This is a genomic window from Orrella dioscoreae, assembly GCF_900089455.2.
GTDB lineage: Bacteria > Pseudomonadota > Gammaproteobacteria > Burkholderiales > Burkholderiaceae_B > Orrella > Orrella dioscoreae.
Genome location: NZ_LT907988.1, coordinates 525,800 through 543,803 on the forward strand (window position 1 = coordinate 525,800; position 18,004 = coordinate 543,803).

Here is an 18,004-nt window from a genome sequence, read left to right on the forward strand (position 1 = left end):
CGTCAAACCACTTTGGCGGCCATCAGGTCGTGCATGTGCAGCGCCCCGATCAGTTCGCCTTGCTTGCCCACTACCAGCATCTGGCTCAGGCGTTGTTCATCCATTTGCGCGGCGGCGTCGACGGCGAGCGCCTCGGCGGCAATGGTGCGGGGGTTGCGGCTCATGCCTTCGGCGGCCAGCAGGCCGCGCAGGTCGCCGCGGCGTTCGATCAGGCGGCGCAGGTCGCCGTCGGTGAAGATGCCGGCGGGGCGGTTCGCGTCATCGACGATGACGGTCATGCCCATGCCCTTGGCCGACATTTCCTCCAGCGCCTGGAAGAGCGTTGCCGACAATGGCACGCGCGGCACCGCGCCACCCTGGCGCATGACGTCGCGCACGTGGGTCAGCAGCCGGCGGCCCAGCGCCCCGCCGGGGTGCGAGCGGGCGAAGTCCTCGGGGCCGAAGCCGCGGGCTTCCAGACAGGCCACCGCCAGCGCGTCGCCCAGGGCGAGCGCCGCGGTCGTGCTGGCGGTGGGGGCCAGGTTGAGCGGGCAGGCTTCCTGGTCGACGGCGCCATTCAGGTGGATGTCGGCCAGTTGCGCCAGTTCGGACTGCGGGTTGCCGGTGATGGCGATGACCTTGGCGCCCAGGCGGCGCACCGCGGGCAGCACGGTCAGGAGTTCCTGGCTGGCGCCGGAGTGCGACAGCGCGATGAGGACGTCCTGGGCGGTCAGCATGCCCAGGTCGCCGTGCACGGCCTCGGCGGCGTGCAGGAAAAAGGCCGGCGTGCCGGTGGAGGCCAGCGTGGCGGCGATCTTGCGGCCGATGTGGCCGGTCTTGCCCAGGCCGCTGACGACCACGCGGCCCCGGCAGGCGAGCAGCAGCCGGACCGCCTCGGCGAAGGCGTCGTCCAGGCGCGCGGCCAGCGTCTCGATGGCCTGCGCCTCCGTCAGGAGGGTGCGGCGCGCGCTGGCCAGGGCGTCGCCCGGCTGGAAGATAGGGGTGTCGGTCATCGCAGGAGTTTAATTCAGAGGGGCGTCAGGGTGCAGGGAAACCCCGTGGCGTCCGCCGGGATGGCGCGTTTGCGGGCGGGCGCGGCGCTGTGGCAAGCTTCGTTTCCTGCCCGCCCGGCGTTCCTGGGCGTCCCTATTTTTGGAATTCGATCGTCATGGCCGACCTGCCCACGCCCGTCCTCGGTACCCCCTTGAGCCCCTCGGCCACCCGCGTCATGTTGCTGGGCGCCGGCGAACTGGGCAAGGAAGTGGTGATCGCCCTGCAGCGCCTGGGCGCCGAGGTGATTGCCGTGGACCGGTATGACAACGCGCCCGGCCAGCAGGTGGCCCATCGCTCGCATACGGTGCCCATGACCGACGCCGCTGCGCTGCGCCGCGTGATCGAAACCGAGCGTCCCGACGTGGTGGTGCCCGAGATCGAGGCCATTGCCACCGACCTGCTGGTGGAGCTGGAGGCAGCCGGCGTCACCCGCGTGACACCGACGGCCCGCGCCGCGCGCCTGACCATGAACCGCGAGGGCATCCGCCGCCTGGCGGCCGAGACCCTGGGCCTGCCGACCTCGCCCTATCGCTTCGTCGACACCGAGGCCGAACTGCGCGCCGCCATCGACGGCGGCATCGGCTATCCCTGCGTCATCAAGCCGGTGATGTCCTCGTCGGGCAAGGGCCAGTCGGTGCTGCGCAGCGAGGCCGACGTGGCGGCCGCCTGGCGCTACTGCCAGGAAGGCGGGCGCGTGGGCGCCGGACGCGCCATCGTCGAGGGTTTCATCAACTTCGACTACGAGATCACCCTGCTGACCGTACGTTATCGCGGCGCCGACGGCACGGTGCAGACCGGGTTCTGCGCGCCCATCGGCCACAAGCAGGTCGACGGCGATTACGTGGAGAGCTGGCAGCCGCACCCCATGGCGCCCAAGGCCCTGGCCCGCGCCGAGGAAATCGCGCTGGCCGTCACGGGCGACCTGGGCGGCCTGGGCATCTTCGGCGTGGAACTGTTCGTGTCGGGCGAGGAGGTCTGGTTCTCGGAGGTCAGCCCGCGTCCGCACGACACCGGCATGGTCACGCTGATCACCCAGGCCCAGAACGAATTCGAGCTGCATGCCCGCGCGCTGCTGGGCCTGCCGGTGGACACGCGCCTGCGCCAGCCGGGCGCAAGCGCCGTGATCTATGGCGGGGTGGATGCCCAGGGCGTCAGCTTCCATGGCGTGGCCGATGCGCTGGCCGAGCCGGGCACGGACATCCGCCTGTTCGGCAAGCCGGCGTCCTTCACCAGGCGCCGCATGGGCGTGGGCCTGGCCGTGGCGGACGACGTGGAGGCTGCACGCGAGAAGGCGCGCCGCGTCAGCGCCGCCGTGACGGTCAAGGCGCCTTGAGCCGCGTGCCGTGAGCGGGGCGTCCTGGGCGGGGCGCGACGCCGGCCGCCCGAGGCCGCAAGGTTTGCTTGGAAAACCGCCAGGACCCCCCTGGCGGTTTTTTTTCGTCCCGAGCCGGCCTTGGCGCGGTTTCTGACATGTCGTTGAAGCAAGCCCCGGGCCAACTGTGGCCTGGCCGGCACGGTTTGCGGCTGGCCGTGCGCGTTACGTTTGCTTTTAATCACATGAAGTTCGATAATTTCAGCAAGTAGTGAAATCAACGTAACAAAAAACGTAACACGCGCGACAACGCAGGCCAGCCCCATGCAACTCCCCCCCCAGTCCCAACGTTTCGTCCTGCATTTCGGAGAAATGGGCAGCCGCTGGGGCGTGAATCGCACCGTCGGCCAGATCTACGCGCTGCTGTTCCTGTCCGAGAAGCCGCTGAATGCCGATGACATCGCCGAGACCCTGGGGTTCTCGCGCTCGAACGTCAGCATGGGCCTGAAGGAACTGCAGTCCTGGCGGCTGGTGAAGATGGTCCACCAGGTGGGCGATCGGCGTGACTACTTCGATTCGCCCAGCGACGTCTGGGAAATCTTCCGGGTGCTGGTCGAGGAAAAGCGCAAGCGCGAGATCGAACCCACCCTGACGCTGCTGCGCGACACGCTGCTGGAGCCGCCGGCCGACGCGGCCGAGCGCCACGCGCAAGCCCGCATGAAAGACATGCTCGAGCTGATCGAGCTTTCCACCGCCTGGTTCGACGAGATCCAGCGCCTGCCGCCCGAGACCCTGGAGCGCCTGATGCGCCTGGGGTCCAAGGTGCAGAAGGTGCTGAGCATCGCCGGAAAACTCAGCGGTGGCGGCAAACGCTGATTCCCCCTTTCCTTCCCTGAAGCACGACCCAAGGCAGCACCCTCATGAATCCGGATACCCCCTCTGCGTCACCACAGGCCGCGGCGCCTGTTCGTCGCGGCCCCTGTCGGGCCGATCTCCCTTCCTGCAAGGTTGGCCATCATGATTGATTTCAACGTCGTCGACCTGTCGCGGCTGCAGTTCGCCCTGACGGTCATGTACCACTTCATCTTCGTTCCCCTCACGCTCGGGCTGTCCTTCCTGATCGCCATCATGGAAAGCGTGTACGTCATGACCGGACGCACCATCTGGCGCCGCATGACGATGTTCTGGGGCACGCTCTTCGGCATCAACTTCGCGCTGGGCGTGGCCACGGGCGTGGTCATGGAGTTCCAGTTCGGCATGAACTGGTCGTACTACAGCCACTACGTGGGCGACATCTTCGGCGCGCCGCTGGCCATCGAGGGGCTGATGGCCTTCTTCCTGGAAGCGACCTTCATCGGCCTGTTCTTCTTCGGCTGGAACCGCATGTCCAAGGTCAGCCACCTGATCGTGACCTGGCTGGTGGCGCTGGGCACCAACCTGTCGGCGCTGTGGATCCTGATCGCCAACGGCTGGATGCAGAACCCCACGGGCTCGGTGTTCAACCCCGAAACCATGCGCATGGAAATGACGGACTTCGCGGCCGTCGTGTTCAATCCGGTGGCACAGGCCAAGTTCGTGCATACCGTCAGCGCGGGCTACGTGACGGGCGCCATGTTCGTCATGTCGATCAGCGCCTGGTACATCCTGCGCGGCCGTCACCTGGACCTGGCCAAGCGCTCGATGGCCGTGGCCGCCAGCTTCGGCCTCGCCGCCTCGCTGTCGGTGGTGGTGCTGGGCGACGAAAGCGGCTACCTGACCACCGAGCACCAGCGCATGAAGATCGCCGCGATGGAAGCCATGTGGCACACCGAGCCCGCGCCGGCCAGCTTCAACCTGTTCGCCATTCCCGACCAGGCCGGACGCGAGAACCATTTCGCCGTCGAGATTCCCTATGTGATGGGCCTGATCGGCACGCGTTCGGTGACCACGCCCATGCTCGGCATCAATGACCTGGTGAAGCTGGCCGAGCAACGGGTGCGCAATGGCGTGGTGGCCTATGGCGCCTTGCAGCAGGTGCGCGCCGACCCGAAGAACGCCGAAGCCCGCGCGCTGTTCGACCGCACCTGGCCCGACCTGGGCTACGGCTTGCTGCTGAAGCGCTATCGCGAGGACATCGCCCTGGCCACGGACGCCGAAGTCGCCAAGGCGGCCTGGGACACCGTGCCCACGGTGGCGCCGCTCTTCTGGACCTTCCGCATCATGGTGGCGCTGGGCATCTACTTCATCGCCTTCTTCGCCGCGGCCTTCTGGCTGGCGTCGCGCGGCAGGCTGGCCACCAGCCCGCGCTTCCTGAAGATCGCGCTGTGGAGCCTGCCGCTGCCCTGGATCGCCATCGAATGCGGCTGGTTCGTGGCGGAATATGGCCGCCAGCCCTGGGTGATCGAAGGCGTGCTGCCGACCTTCTATGCGGCATCGGGCCTGTCGCTGACGGACCTGGTCATCAGCCTGTCGGTCTACCTGGCGCTCTACACCGTGCTCTTCATCGTGGGCATGAAGGTGATGCTGCATGCGGTGCGCAGCGGCCCCAAGGACGAGTCCAAGCCGCGGGCCCCTGCGCCCAGCGATCCCGTGGGCGCCGCCGCCCTCGCCAACGCCCCCGCCGCCGCGCGCTGATACGGAGTTCAATATGGAACAGTTCATCATTCCCCTGGACTACGGCACGCTGCGCGTGGTGTGGTGGGCGCTGATGGGGGCGCTCCTCATCGGCTTCGCCGTCATGGACGGCTTCGACCTCGGCGTGGCCGCGTTGCTGCCCGTGGTGGCCAGGACCGACGCCGAACGGCGCGTGGTCATCAACGTGGTGGGTCCCGTCTGGGAAGGCAACCAGGTCTGGCTGATCACGGCGGGCGGCGCGATCTTCGCGGCGTGGCCGCTGCTTTACGCCGCCTCGTTCTCCGGCTTGTACCTGGCGATGCTGCTGTTGCTGGTGGCGCTCATCATCCGGCCGGCGGGTTTCAAGTACCGCAGCAAGTTCGAAGGCACGCGTTGGCGCGCCCGCTGGGACATGCTGCTGTGCGCCTCGGGCGTGATCGCCAGCCTGGTGTTCGGCGTGGCCATGGGCAACATCCTGCAGGGCGTGCCCTTCGGCGCCGACCCGGCCACCTTGCGGCCGGTGTACGAAGGCTCGTTCTTCGCGCTCTTCAATCCCTTCGCCCTGCTGGCCGGCGTGCTGAGCGTGGCGATGCTGGTCACGCACGGCGCCGTGCTGCTGGCCTGGCGCACCGAAGGTCCGGTGGCGGCGCGTGCCCGGCAATGGGCGCGTGGCGGCGCGGTGCTGACGGCCTTGCTGTTCGCCCTGGGCGGCGTGTGGATCGCGTCGGGCATCGACGGCTATTCCATCACCAGCGCCATCGTGACGGACGGCGCGTCGAACCCGGCGGCCAAGACCGTGGCGGTCAGCGCGGGCGCCTGGATGCAGAACTATGAACGCTGGCCTCTGGCCTGGGCCGCGCCGGCACTGGGCGTGGGCATGGCCCTGCTGACGGCCCTGCTGGTGTCCGTGCGTCGCAACGTCCTGGCCTTCGTGGCGTCGGCGCTGGCCATCAGCGGCATCATCCTGACCGTCGGCCTGTCGATGTTCCCGTTCATCATGCCCTCGACCCTGGACCCGCGCGCCAGCCTGACGGTGTGGGACGCCTCGTCCAGCCACCTGACGCTGTGGATCATGCTGCTGGTGACGCTGATCTTCCTGCCTATCGTCACTGCCTACACCAGCTGGGTGTACCGCGTGATGCGCGGCAAGGTGACCGAGCACACCGTCGGCGACACGCCGAATTCCTATTGAGACCAAGGAGCCAAACGCCATGTGGTACTTCTCCTGGATACTGGGCCTGGGCCTGGCCTGCGCGTTCGCCATCCTGAACGCGATGTGGTTCGAACTGCGCGAAGGGCATGAGCACGAGCCGTTGCGCCGCACGCAGGACCCCTTGCGCGGCGGGGCCGATCCCGAGCGCGAGACCGACGATCCCCTGGACTCGCCCGCGGTCCAGCCGTGAGCCTGACGCCGGCCGCCCAGCCCGTGCCGGCAGACGAGCCGGCGGCGCCGCTCGCCGCCGCGGCCTCGTCACCCGGACGGGCGCACGCGCGCTGGCTGGCCGGGCTGGCGCGTGCCGCGCGCCGGCCCTTGATGGCGGCGGTGGCCGCACCCTTGCTGGCCGGCGCGCTGTTGCTGGCGCAGACCTGGTTCCTGGCCCAGGTGCTGCACCAGGCCATTGCGGAAGGCGCGCCGGTGGGCACGCTGTACGGCGGCATCGCCGTGGTGGCCACGTTGATGGGCGCGCGCGTCCTGCTGACCTGGCTGGGCGAGCGTGCCGGGCAGCGCGCCGCGGAGTCCATCAAGCTGTCGTTGCGGCAGGCCCTGTTTGCGCAACTGCTGGCGCGCGGTCCGCAATGGACGCGCGGCCAGCGTTCCGGCGAGCTGGCCAGCATGCTGGCCGAACAGGTCGAGGCATTGGACGGTTTCTTTTCCCGCTATCTGCCCGCCATGGTCGCGGCGGCGTTCCTGCCGCTGGCCTTCGCGCTGGCGCTGATGCCGGTGGACTGGGTGGCGGGCCTCATTCTGTTGCTGACCGCGCCGCTCATCCCCGTCTTCATGGCGCTGGTGGGCTGGGGCGCGGAAGCCGCCAACCGCCGCCACCTGCAGGCGTTCGCACGCCTGTCCGGCTTCTTCGCCGACCGGGTACGCGGCCTGGCCACGCTGAAGCTGTTCGGCCGCGCACAGGCCGAGGCGCAGGCGGTGCGTGATGCGACCGAGGTGGTGCGCGCCAAGACGATGGCGGTGTTGCGCATCGCCTTCCTGTCCTCGGCCGTGCTGGAATTCTTTGCCGCGCTGGGCGTGGCCGGCGTGGCGCTGTACGTGGGGCTGAGCTACCTGGGCTTCGTCGACCTGCGCGTGTCGCCGCTCAGCTTGCAGGCCGGTCTCTTCTGTTTGCTGATGGCGCCGGAGGTCTATGCGCCCTTGCGGCAGTTCGCCGCGCACTATCACGACCGCGCCACCGCAAGGGCGGCGACCGCGCAATTGGCGGCGACCTTCGAAACCCTGCCCGAGCCCGCCGCCTTGGCCGCGGGGCAGGGACAGGAAACCCTGCGTGCGCCGGCGGCGCAGCCGGCGTCGGACGCTGCTGCCTTGCAGGTGTCGGGCTTGGTCCTGCGCGCGCCGGGGCGGCCGCTGCCAGTCATCGATGCCGCGGGTTTCTCCCTGGCGCCGGGCGAACACGTCGCGCTGGCCGGCGCCAGCGGCATCGGCAAGTCCACCTTGCTCGAGGCCCTGGCGGGACTGCGCGACGGTGAGGGCACGATCCGGCTCGATGGCCGGCCGCTGGCCGACTGGCCGCGCGCGGACTTGCGCCAGCGTGTCGCGCTCATCAGCCAGCGTCCTTATCTGCAGGCCGGGTCGATTGCCGGGAACCTGCGCCTGGCCGCGCCGCAAGCCGATGCCGAGGCGCTGCATCGGGCGGCCGAGCGCGCGGGCGTGCTGCGCTTCGCGCAGGACCTGCCGCAAGGGCTGGACACCGAGCTGGGGCCGCGCGGCTATGGCCTGTCGGGCGGACAGGCGCAGCGCGTGGCGCTGGCGCGGCTCTTCCTGCGCGACCCGGGGCTGGTGCTGCTGGACGAGCCGACCGCGCACCTGGACGGCGGGACGCGCGACGCGGTGCTGCGCGAGATCCTGGCCTTCTGCGAGGGCCGCACGCTGTTGCTGGTCACGCACGATGAGGCCGTGCTGGATGCGTTCCCGCGCGTGTTGCGGATCCAGGCGGGCGGGAGGGTGGCATGAGCCCGCCGGGCCGTCCCAAGGGCGAATACCGGAGTGCGAAGCGCGAAGGTAGTCCAGTGAGCACGCCCGTTCACGCGCGCACCGCTGCGTTGCCCGCCCAGGCGGCGGCCGGCGCGTCAATGCCCGCGCGCCGCCACTGGGCGCGAGACCTGTGGCGCTTGCTGGCGCCCCTGTACCGCCAGCGCGCCGGGGCCTTGGCCGCGGCTTTCGCGCTGGCCGGCGTGACACTGGCCGCGGGCGTGGGGCTGCTGGGGGTCTCGGGCTGGTTCCTGACGGGCGCGGCACTGACGACCGCGGGCATGGCGTTCAACCTGTTCGCGCCTTCGGCATTGGTGCGCGGCCTGTCCTTCCTGCGGATCGCCGCGCGCTACGGCGAACGCGTGACCGGCCATGGCGCCACGCTGCGCCTGCTGGCGGACCTGCGCACGGTGGTGTTCGGCAAGCTGTTGCCGCTGGACCTGGCGCAACTGTCGCGCTATCGCGATGGCGACCTGGTGGCGCGCCTGACAGGCGACGTCGATGCGCTGGATTCGGTGTTCCTGCTGGTGCTGGTGCCCATCGCCTGCGCCTTGCTGGGCGGCGCGGCGCTGGGCGTGGTGTTGGGCCTCTGGCTGCCCGCCGCCGCTTGGACGCTGGCGGTGTCGGTGGGCGCCAGCGCCCTGCTGGTGCCGTGGTGGCTGGCGCAGGCCAGCCGTGCGCCGGGCGCGGCTGCGCAGCAGGCGGCGGCCGAGCTGCGCAGCCAGGCCCTGCAGGCCGTGGAAGGCCACGCCGATTTGCTGGCCCTGGATGCGGAGGGCGCTGCGCGCCGCGAGTTTGCGCAGGCCTGTACCGCCTTGTCGCGGGCGCGCCAGCGCCAGGCCAACCTGGGCACCGCGGGCCAGGCGGCCTTGCAGGCCGTGGCGGGCGCCTGTGTGCTGGCGGTGCTGGTCTGGGGCCTGCCTGCCCTGCGTAATGGCACGCTGCCCGGTCCCGTGCTGGTGGGGCTGCTGCTGGCGGTGCTGGGATTCTTCGAGGTGGTGGGGCCGTTGATGCGTGGCGCGTCGCGGCTGGGCGGCGCGGCGTCGGCGGGCGCGCGGGTGGCTGAGCTGGCTGCCCTGTCGCCCGCGGTGCGCGATCCCGGCACGCCTGCGCCGCCGCCGGCCGACGTGACCTTGCGCGTGGAGGCGGTGGATTATGCCTATGCGCCGGGCGGGCGCGCCGTGCTGCGCGACGTGTCGCTGAGCGTGGCGCCGGGCGAGCGCATCGCGCTGGTCGGCGAAAGCGGGGCGGGCAAGTCGACGCTGCTGAGCCTGCTGCTGCGCCTGGCCGATCCGACCGCCGGCCGGGTCACGCTGGGCGGCGTGGACCTGCGCGCCCTGCGCCAGCAAGACCTCCATGCGCGCGTGACGCTGCTGTCGCAGGACGCGCCGGTGTTCCTGGGCACGGTGCGCACCAATCTGCTGATCGGCGCGCCCGAGGCGGGCGAGGCCGCCTTGTGGGAGGCGCTGGATGCGGCGGGGCTGGGCGCGTTCGTGCGCGGCCTGCCGGAAGGGCTGGACACCTGGACGGGCGAAACGGGACGTACCTTGTCGGCCGGCCAGGCGCGGCGCCTGTGCCTGGCGCGGGCGTTGCTGAGCCCGGCCCGGGTCCTGGTGCTGGACGAGCCCACCCAGGGCCTGGATGCCGAGACCGAGAGGGCGTTTCTTGCGGATCTGCCACGCGCGGCGCGGGGCAGGTCGGTGGTGCTGTCCACGCACGCCAGCCTGCCGCCGGGCGTCATGCACCGCGTGCTGCGCGTTGAAAGCGGGCGCTTGCTTCCGGTGGCCGGCCCGGTGTGAGGGCGTCTGTCCGCAACGCGGACTTCGCTGGCTTCGCCGCCGGGCGGGCGGTTATAGTGGCGTCCCCGGGCCGCTGCCCCTCTTCACCCTGGACGCCCTTCCATGCAGAACGATCTCCACGATCTGGTCCGGCGCGCCATCCGCAGCGTGCCTGATTGGCCGAAGCCCGGCGTCACCTTCCGCGACATCACCCCGGTCCTGCAGGACCCGCGCGCCTTCCGCGTGCTGATCGATCTCTTCGTCTATCGCTACATGCGCCAGCGCCTGGATCTGGTGGCGGGCATCGACGCGCGCGGTTTCATCGTGGGCAGCGTGCTGGCCTATGAGCTGAACCTGGGCTTCGTGCCCGTGCGCAAGCAGGGCAAGCTGCCGTCCCGCACGGTGTCCGAGTCGTATGTGCTGGAGTACGGCAATGCGACGGTGGAAATGCACGCTGACGCCGTGCGTACCGGCCAGCGCGTCCTGCTGGTGGACGACCTGATCGCCACCGGCGGCACGATGCTGGCGGGCATCAAGCTGCTGCAGCGCCTGGGCGCCAATGTGGTCGAGGCGGCCGCGGTCATCGACCTGCCCGAACTGGGCGGCTCGCGCGCCATTGCCGCGACGGGCACGCCGCTCTACACCGTCTGCCAGTTCGGCGGCGAGACCGAGGACGCCCCGGCGGCCTGAGCCCCGGCTCAGCCCAGGTCGGCAGGCACGTCCACGTCGCGCACCACGCCCGGCCCGCCCGCCACCCACGTGATGTCCGCCTGCTGGCGCAGCCAGGGCCCCGCGCCTTGCGCGTCGTCCAGCGCCAGCAAGGCGTTGCGGCAGTCCGCTGAAAACCCCACGGGATGACCGGGCACGCCCTCGTGGCGCGGGCGTGCGATGCGCGCGCCGGCTGCCAGGGCCTGCACCACGGCGCCGATATCGCCGGCAGCCAGGAAAGGCATGTCGGCCAGCGCCACGACCCAGCCGCTTGCTGCTGGCGTGGCGGCGATGCCGTGTTTCAGGGTGGCGCCCATGCCGCGTGCGGCGTCGGGGCAGGGAACAGCCTGCCAGGCCAGGCCTGCCAGCGCGTTGGCGATTTCCGCCTGGCGCGCGCCGCACACCACGACCACGGCATCGACCCAGGGCAGGAGCGCCTCGCAGGCCGCGCGCACGACGGCGCGCCCATCCGGCAGCGGCTGCACCAGCTTGTAGCGTTTGCCGCTGGGGTCGAAACGCTGGCCCGCGCCCCCCGCCAGCACGAGGCCGACGCGCCCCGCGACGGCCAGGGGCGCTGTGGTAATCTGGCCCGCACCCTGCGGGGTGAGCACGCTCGCGGCCCCTGATGGCCAGGCCGGTCGCAAGACCGCTTGCACGTCCCCCGGCCGCGCGCCACCTTCCTTCATTCCTTTGCTGTTGTCCATGTTCACCGACTATCTGAAACGCATCCTGACGTCGAAAGTCTACGACGTCGCCGTCGAAACGCCCCTGGAACACGCCCCTTTGCTGTCCGAGCGAATTTCGAACGCGGTGATGCTGAAGCGGGAGGACACGCAGCCGGTGTTCAGTTTCAAGCTGCGCGGCGCCTACAACAAGATGGCGCACCTGCCGCCGGCGGCGCTGGCGCGCGGCGTGATCGCGGCTTCGGCGGGCAACCATGCCCAGGGCGTGGCCATGTCGGCCAGCCGCCTGGGCTGTCGCGCCGTGATCGTCATGCCGGTCACCACGCCGCAGGTCAAGATCGATGCCGTGCGCGGCTGGGGCGGCGAGGTCGTGCTGGCCGGCGACAGCTTTTCCGATGCCTATGCGCACGCGCTGGAACTGGAGAAGAAAGAAAAGCTCACCTTCGTGCATCCCTTCGACGACCCTGACGTGATCGCGGGGCAGGGCACCGTGGGCATGGAAATCCTGCGCCAGCACGCCGATCCCATCGACGCCATTTTCGTGGCCATCGGCGGCGGCGGCCTGATTTCCGGCGTGGGCGCGTATGTGAAGGCGCTGCGCCCCGACATCAAGATCATCGGCGTGCAGACGGTCGACTCCGACGCCATGGTGCGCAGCGTGCGCGCCGGCCGCCGCGTGACGCTGTCCGACGTGGGCCTGTTCTCGGACGGCACGGCCGTCAAGCAGGTGGGCGCCGAGACCTTCCGCCTGGTGCGCCAGGTCGTGGACGATTTCGTGGTGGTCGACACCGACGCCATCTGCGCGGCCATCAAGGACGTCTTCCAGGAAACGCGCAGCGTGCTGGAGCCTGCGGGCGCCCTGGCGCTTGCCGGCGCCAAGCAGTACGCGGCCCAGAACAAGTGGAAGAACAAGTCGCTGGTGGCCATCACCTGCGGCGCCAACATGAATTTCGACCGCCTGCGCTTCGTCGCCGAGCGCGCCGAGGTGGGCGAGGCGCGCGAAGCCATCTTCGCCGTGACCATGCCCGAGGAACGCGGCAGCTTCCGCCGCTTCTGCAAGCTGGTGGGCGAGCGCAACGTCACCGAGTTCAACTACCGTATTTCGGATGCCGACAAGGCGCACGTCTTCGTGGGCGTGCAGGTGGCCTCGCCTGCCGAGCCCACGCGCATGGCGGCGAACTTCCGCAAGCATGGCTTCGACACGCTGGACCTGACCCACGACGAAATGGCCAAGACCCACCTGCGCCACATGGTGGGCGGACGCTCGGGCCTGGCCAGCGATGAACTGCTGTACCGCTTCGAGTTCCCCGAGCGTCCGGGCGCGCTGATGCGCTTCCTGGAGGCCATGCCGCAAGAGTGGAACATCAGCCTGTTCCATTACCGCAACCAGGGCGCCGACTATGGCCGCATCCTGGTCGGCATCCAGGTGCCGCCCTCGGACAAGAAGCGCTACAAGGGCTTCCTGGAAGAGCTGGGTTATCCGTACTGGAACGAAACCGAGAACCCGGCGTATCGCCTGTTCCTCTAGGGTCTTTTCCTGGCGGATGCGTCAGCGGTTTTCGCGCAGCCAGGTTTCCACATCGGTCACCGGAATGTCGTGCCGGGCATTGAAGGATTGGTCTTTCGGCCAGGCGACGCCGTCCGGACGGGCGAACGCCAGCCGGTACTTGCGCAGGGTGTCGTCCGGGTGCGCCGCTGCGTCGGCCCGCAATTGCGGCAGGCGCCAGCAGTGCCGTCGCACGGGCTTGCCCAGCACGCTTTCGACGGTGTCGGCCAGTTCACGGTACGAGAACGTGTCGCCGGCGACGAAGACCACCTGGTCGTCGAAGTCGGGACGCGACGTGGCGATGCGGGCGGTCAGGTGCCCGATGTCCTGCGGCGTGGTCGCCGTGAGCCGGTAGTCCCAATCTCCCAGTGCGTGCACGGTGTTCCCGGCAAGATCCACCAGCCCGAATGCTGGCAGGAAGACGAAGCTGGTGAAGATGCCTGTCGAAATGATCGTCCAGCGGACCTGATCCTGTCCGCGCAGCATGTCCCGGACATCGAGCTGCTCGTCCCAGACGTCCTGGCCGCTGCCGCGTCCGATGCGGTCGTAGTCCACGCCGAACTGCCACGGGATGTAATGGGCGATGCCGGCCTTCAGCACGGCATCGGTGATCTTGCGTTGGGTGCCGGGCCCGCCGACGAACCCCGTGCAGCAGATGACCTGGTCGAATCGCGAGAAGACGTGCGCCAGCGCCGTCACGGTGGCCGTGGCCAGGTCTGCTTCGACGGCCTCGGCGCCTGTTTCACGCGGATCGGTCCTGCTGCCAGGCCGCAGCAGCACGCTGATGGGGCCTGCCTGGCCCTGGTTGCGCAGCAGCGCGAGTTCGCGCAGGACGCAGGCGCCCAGTTCGCCCGCGCCAAGCACGAGCGTCGATGGCTTCGATGAAAGTATGGCTGACATGCTCGACTCCTGTGGAGTCGGGAATAATAGTGACGCGATTCCCCGAAGAGAAGAAGGCACACCCGTGATACCGCAAGCCACCCCCGAGTTCGATGCCCTCATGAGGCAGTCGCAGCAAGCCTGCGATGCCCTGAGCGACGATGACGATGGCCTCAAGCGGGAGATCCTGTCGCATGCCGGCAATCGCTGGTCGCTGGGGGTGGTGCATGCCTTGGGCGTGGGGGGCACGCTGCGTCACGCGGAAATCGCGCGCAGGCTCGAGGGTGTCACGCAGCGCATGCTGACCCGCACCCTGCGCCAGCTCGAGCGCGACGGCCTGATATCCAGGCACGATTTTCGGGAGGTGCCGCCGCGTGTGGAATATCGCCTCACCGAGCTGGGGCGGGGGCTGTTGACCGGCATGCTTCCGCTTTGGCAGTGGGTCATCGCGCACGCAGAGGGCTTGCGCAGCGCACGCCGGCGCTACGACGCGGAGCAAGGCTGAGCGGGTCGGTAAGGCCGATGCTCAACCGGCGCCGCGCAACTGCGCCAGCGCGGCCTGCGCCGCCTGCTCGCCCAAGGTCTCGCTGACACCGCCGGCCTGCGTGCCGCCCTCGCGCGCGGGCGTGCTGCTTTCGCCTTCCAGCGCGCGGATGTGCAGGTTCAGCATGGCCAGGAAGGCCGTGGTGGCGGGAGACAGCGGGCGGCGCGGGTGCGTCACGCACACGACCTGGCGCGACAGCCGCGGCGACACGACGTTGTGGCAGCGCAGGTGGCCGCGCTCCAGCCGGCGGCGCACGGCCACGCGCGGCAGCAGCGTGGCGAACTGCGTGCGCTCCACCAGTTTCACGATGCTGACGATGGAGTCCGTCTCGCAGGTGGGCGCCAGGTCCACGTCCTCGGCCTGCGCGAAACTTTCCAGAATGCCACGCAGGCCGTGATGGCGCGTGGGCAATGCGAGCTCCAGCGTGGGCACCATGCGGAATGGCACGTTGGCGGGCAGCGCCTGGTGGTGGTTGACGCTGGTCAGCAGCACCAGGTCCTCGTCGGCGATGTGCTCCACGTTCAGGGCCAGGGGGCGGCGCGGCTTGTTGATGATGGCCGCCTCGATCTGGCCGCCCGCCACCCAGTCGGCCAGCATGGTGCTGTAGCCGTCGGTCAGCGTCACGTTGACCTTGGGATGGCGCATCGAGAACTCGATCAGCATGTCCGACAGCACGCCCTGCGCGATGGACGCGATCATGCCGACATTGACGTGGCCGCCCAGCTCGCCGTCGGTGCGCATGACCTGTTCGCGCGCGTGGGCGAAGTCGCGCAGCACGGGCAGGAAGAGGCGGTACATCTGCCTGCCCGCCGCCGTGGGTTGCATGCCCTGGGTGCTGCGGTCGAACAGGCGCTGGCCGACCTCCTCTTCGAGCTTGGCGATCTGCATGCTGAGCGCGGGCTGCACGATGTTCAGGCGCTTGGCCGCGCGCGTGACCGTGCCTTCCTCGAAAAGACAGACGAAATACTGGATCTGGCGGAATTCCATGCCGGGGCTCCGGAGGGCAGGAGGAGATGCCGGGATTTATATCATCATTAGTGATGGGTTCGATCATTAATGATTAATTGACTTGATGTATGTGCCCTCACACACTGTGCCGCAGCACGGTGCCTGGTGTGCTGTCCCACAGATACGCCGACACGAAACGCGCCGGTTGAACCCATGGCGTCGTTGCGAATCCTCGCGATACCTACGGGTATCGCTGCGGTTCGCGCCTAGCCCTGGCCCCAACCGGCACGTTTCGTCATGCCGACGTATCTGTGGGACAGCACACTGGCGCCCGATGCCATGCCTATAAAAACGGAGACAAGCATGAATGCAGCCAAGACGCTCACCCGCCTCTTGCTGGCCGCCGCCCTGGGCGCCGCCAGCCTGGGGGCGCACGCCGTAACGGACGCCGCCGCGTCCTATCCCGACAAGCTCGTGAAGATCATCGTGCCCTACACCCCCGGGGGCTTCAACGACACGCTGGGCCGCATCTTCGCCCGCAAACTGCAGGAGGCCTGGGGCCAGCCCGTGGTGGTCGAGAACAAGGCCGGGGCCGGCACCATCGTCGGCACGGAGATGGCGGCGCGCGCCGCGCCCGACGGCTATACCCTGCTGATCCAGGGCTTCCCGTTCATCGTCAATTCCTTCCTGTACGACAAGCTGCCCTACGACACCCGCAAGGATCTGGTGCCGGTGGTGGGCGGCGCGCAGGCCCGCAACCTGCTGGTGGTGCGCCAGGCGTCGCCGATCACGTCGTTGCAGGACCTGGTGGCGCGCGCCAAGGCGGCGCCCGGCAAGCTGAACTACGCCTCGTCCGGCAACGGCACGTCCAACCACGTGACCATGGAGTACTTCAAGGTCGCCACGGGCACCGACCTCACACAGATTCCGTACAAGGGCAGCGCGCCCATGGTCACGGACCTGCTGGGTGGCCAGGTGGATGTGATGTTCGACAACGTGCCCCACGTGCTGCCGCACGTGAAGGCCGGCAAGATGCGCGCGCTGGCCATCACCAGCCCCAAGCGCTCGCCGCTGGCGCCCGATGTGCCGACCGTGGCCGAGCAGGGCTATGCGGACTTCGAGGTGTCGGTGCCTTATGGCCTCTTCGCGCCGGCCGGCACGCCGCCCGCGATCATCGCCAAGATCAACGCCGAGCTGAACAAGGCCATGCAGTCCGAGGATGTGCGCAAGATCTACGCCGACCAGGGCGTGGAGCCGCTGGGCGGGTCGCCGGAAGACTTCAAGGTGTTCGTGGAAGGCGAAATGGCCAAGTGGTCGAAGGTGATCAGGCAGGCCAACATTCGCGCGCAGTAAGGCGCGCGGTCAGGGCGTCCGGGGCGTGCCCCCCGGGCGCTCAGGGCTGGAACAGGTCGCCGGCCAGGGAAGTGGGCCGTCCGGCGATCTGGTCGGCCAGCAGGCGGGCGCTGCCCGCCGCCAGCGTGAAGCCCAGCATGCCGTGGCCGGTGTTCAGCCACAGGTTGTCATAGCGGGTGGGGCCGATGAGCGGCTTGCCGTTCGGGCGTGCCGGACGCAGGCCGGCCCAGGCGCTGGGCGCGCCCGCGGCGTTCAGGCGCGGGAAGCGCTGCGCCACCGCCTGCTCCATGCGGGTGATGCGCCCGGCGTCGATCTCGGTGGTGACGTGGCCGATGTCCACCATGCCGGCCACGCGCAGCCGGTCACCCAGTCGCGCATAGACCACCTTGCTGGCGATGTCGCTCACGCTCATGGTGGGCGCGCGGCTGTCCGGCGTCAGCGCATAGGTGAGGCTGTAGCCCTTCAGCGGATAGATGCCGAGGTCCATGCCCAGCCGTCGCGCCAGGGCCTGCGAGCCGACGCCGCCGGCCAGCACGTAGCCGTCGGCGGCCAGTTCGCCGCGCGAGGTGCGCAGCGCCACCACGCGCAGACCACTGGTGCGCCAGCCTTGCACCGTGGTCTCGAACATCAACTGGCTGCGCGAGGACTGGCGCAGGCCTTCTTCCATGTGGCGGCACAGGGCGTGGGCATCGCCCGCGTCCTCGGTTTCCGTATGGACCCCGCCGGCGATGCCGCCGGCCATGTCGGCCAGCGCGGGTTCGCGCGCCACGCAGTCGGCGGTGCTCAGGATCTGTTGCGGGCAGCCCAGCGAAGCCAGGAACTCGGTGCGGCGGCGTGCCGCGTCCAGCGATTTCGTGTCGCCGTAGACCTGCAGCTTGCCGCTGGCCGTAAAGTCGAAGGCGGGCGACTCGCGCTCGACCAGCTGGCGCAGCGCGTGGCGGCTGGCCATGCCCAGTGCCAGCAGGTCGCGCGTGGTCTCCTGGTGGAGACCACGCCGACAGGCGAGCAGGAAGGACAGGATCCAGCGCCATTGCGCCGGGTCTGCGCGCGGCCGCCAGCGCAGCGGCGAGTCCTCGCGCAAGAGCCAGCGCGGCAACTGGGGCAGCACCGCGGGTTCGGCCAGGGGCGCGACGAAGCTGTAGCTGAGCTGGCCGCCATTCGCGCGGCTGGCCTGCGTGCCCGCGTGCGGGGCGGCGTCGATGAGGGTGACGTAGTGGCCGTCCTGCATCAGGGCGTAGGCGGTGCTCGTGCCGATGATGCCGGCGCCGATGACGACGATATGCATGGATGTGTTCTTGACTGCCTGCTTGCTGCGGATCAGGCCGATCCTATCGACGCCATCAACGTGCTGTCAAACCGGCCTCATGGCGGGGGCGCTGCGACAGTCCTTCATGGGTGATGTTTCAGGGTCATCATTTGAACTGATTGTT

General features: G+C 69.4%; 15 protein-coding genes and 1 pseudogene. 11 read left to right on the forward strand and 5 right to left on the reverse strand.

Annotation, left to right across the window (positions count from 1 at the left end):
• Positions 1-2 precede the first annotated feature (2 nt).
• Complete coding sequence (locus tag ODI_RS02520; RefSeq protein ID WP_067756414.1) at positions 3-992, reverse strand: KpsF/GutQ family sugar-phosphate isomerase; 990 nt, start codon at positions 990-992, stop codon at positions 3-5.
• A 155-nt stretch (positions 993-1,147) separates the two neighbouring features.
• Between ODI_RS02520 and purT the strand changes: the two genes are divergently transcribed.
• From purT to ODI_RS02560, 8 genes and pseudogenes are all read left to right on the forward strand, one after another.
• A complete protein-coding gene (gene purT / locus ODI_RS02525; protein ID WP_067756417.1) occupies positions 1,148-2,365 on the forward strand; it encodes a formate-dependent phosphoribosylglycinamide formyltransferase in 1,218 nt (405 codons plus the stop codon).
• Between the two features lie 303 nt (positions 2,366-2,668).
• Positions 2,669-3,220: a GbsR/MarR family transcriptional regulator gene (locus ODI_RS02530; RefSeq protein ID WP_067756420.1), complete on the forward strand. Its 552-nt coding sequence runs from the start codon at positions 2,669-2,671 to the stop codon at positions 3,218-3,220.
• Between the two features lie 141 nt (positions 3,221-3,361).
• Positions 3,362-4,957 (forward strand): cytochrome ubiquinol oxidase subunit I, encoded by a 1,596-nt coding sequence (locus tag ODI_RS02535; protein ID WP_067756635.1) that lies wholly within the window; start codon positions 3,362-3,364, stop codon positions 4,955-4,957.
• Positions 4,958-4,970: 13 nt separating this feature from the next.
• Positions 4,971-6,128 carry a cytochrome d ubiquinol oxidase subunit II gene (gene cydB, locus ODI_RS02540; protein WP_067756423.1) on the forward strand — a complete coding sequence of 386 codons (1,158 nt, stop codon included), beginning with the start codon at positions 4,971-4,973 and terminating at the stop codon, positions 6,126-6,128.
• A gap of 19 nt (positions 6,129-6,147) precedes the next feature.
• Positions 6,148-6,267 (forward strand): annotated as a pseudogene (gene cydX, locus ODI_RS22445) (cytochrome bd-I oxidase subunit CydX); the annotation flags it as partial.
• Positions 6,268-6,335: 68 nt separating this feature from the next.
• Entirely contained in the window at positions 6,336-8,117 is a 1,782-nt protein-coding gene (gene cydD / locus ODI_RS02550) for a thiol reductant ABC exporter subunit CydD (protein ID WP_408635885.1), read from the forward strand.
• A gap of 119 nt (positions 8,118-8,236) precedes the next feature.
• Positions 8,237-9,934, forward strand: coding sequence for a thiol reductant ABC exporter subunit CydC (cydC, locus tag ODI_RS02555; protein ID WP_067756426.1), 1,698 nt, complete (start codon positions 8,237-8,239; stop codon positions 9,932-9,934).
• 102 nt (positions 9,935-10,036) lie between these two features.
• Positions 10,037-10,603 (forward strand): adenine phosphoribosyltransferase, encoded by a 567-nt coding sequence (locus ODI_RS02560; protein WP_067756429.1) that lies wholly within the window; start codon positions 10,037-10,039, stop codon positions 10,601-10,603.
• 8 nt (positions 10,604-10,611) lie between these two features.
• On the opposite strand, the gene ODI_RS02565 is transcribed toward ODI_RS02560, so the two are convergent.
• Positions 10,612-11,232 (reverse strand): nucleotidyltransferase family protein, encoded by a 621-nt coding sequence (locus ODI_RS02565; RefSeq protein ID WP_157929700.1) that lies wholly within the window; start codon positions 11,230-11,232, stop codon positions 10,612-10,614.
• 91 nt (positions 11,233-11,323) lie between these two features.
• Here ODI_RS02565 and ilvA point away from each other — a divergent pair, with 91 nt between their 5' ends.
• A complete protein-coding gene (gene ilvA / locus ODI_RS02570; RefSeq protein WP_067756432.1) occupies positions 11,324-12,832 on the forward strand; it encodes a threonine ammonia-lyase, biosynthetic in 1,509 nt (502 codons plus the stop codon).
• Positions 12,833-12,853: 21 nt separating this feature from the next.
• Here the strand turns inward: ilvA and ODI_RS02575 are convergent, their stop codons facing one another.
• Positions 12,854-13,750, reverse strand: coding sequence for an aromatic alcohol reductase (locus tag ODI_RS02575; protein WP_067756435.1), 897 nt, complete (start codon positions 13,748-13,750; stop codon positions 12,854-12,856).
• A gap of 64 nt (positions 13,751-13,814) precedes the next feature.
• On the opposite strand from ODI_RS02575, the gene ODI_RS02580 reads away from it, so the two are divergent.
• Positions 13,815-14,234 (forward strand): winged helix-turn-helix transcriptional regulator, encoded by a 420-nt coding sequence (locus ODI_RS02580; protein ID WP_067756438.1) that lies wholly within the window; start codon positions 13,815-13,817, stop codon positions 14,232-14,234.
• A 21-nt stretch (positions 14,235-14,255) separates the two neighbouring features.
• On the opposite strand, the gene ODI_RS02585 is transcribed toward ODI_RS02580, so the two are convergent.
• Positions 14,256-15,260 (reverse strand): LysR family transcriptional regulator, encoded by a 1,005-nt coding sequence (locus ODI_RS02585; RefSeq protein ID WP_067756441.1) that lies wholly within the window; start codon positions 15,258-15,260, stop codon positions 14,256-14,258.
• Positions 15,261-15,584: 324 nt separating this feature from the next.
• On the opposite strand from ODI_RS02585, the gene ODI_RS02590 reads away from it, so the two are divergent.
• Complete coding sequence (locus tag ODI_RS02590) at positions 15,585-16,574, forward strand: tripartite tricarboxylate transporter substrate binding protein (RefSeq protein WP_082985399.1); 990 nt, start codon at positions 15,585-15,587, stop codon at positions 16,572-16,574.
• A gap of 40 nt (positions 16,575-16,614) precedes the next feature.
• On the opposite strand, the gene ODI_RS02595 is transcribed toward ODI_RS02590, so the two are convergent.
• The gene (locus tag ODI_RS02595; RefSeq protein ID WP_067756444.1) at positions 16,615-17,859 is read right to left on the reverse strand and encodes a D-amino acid dehydrogenase; all 1,245 of its coding nucleotides are present in this window, start codon (positions 17,857-17,859) and stop codon (positions 16,615-16,617) included.
• Positions 17,860-18,004 lie beyond the last annotated feature (145 nt).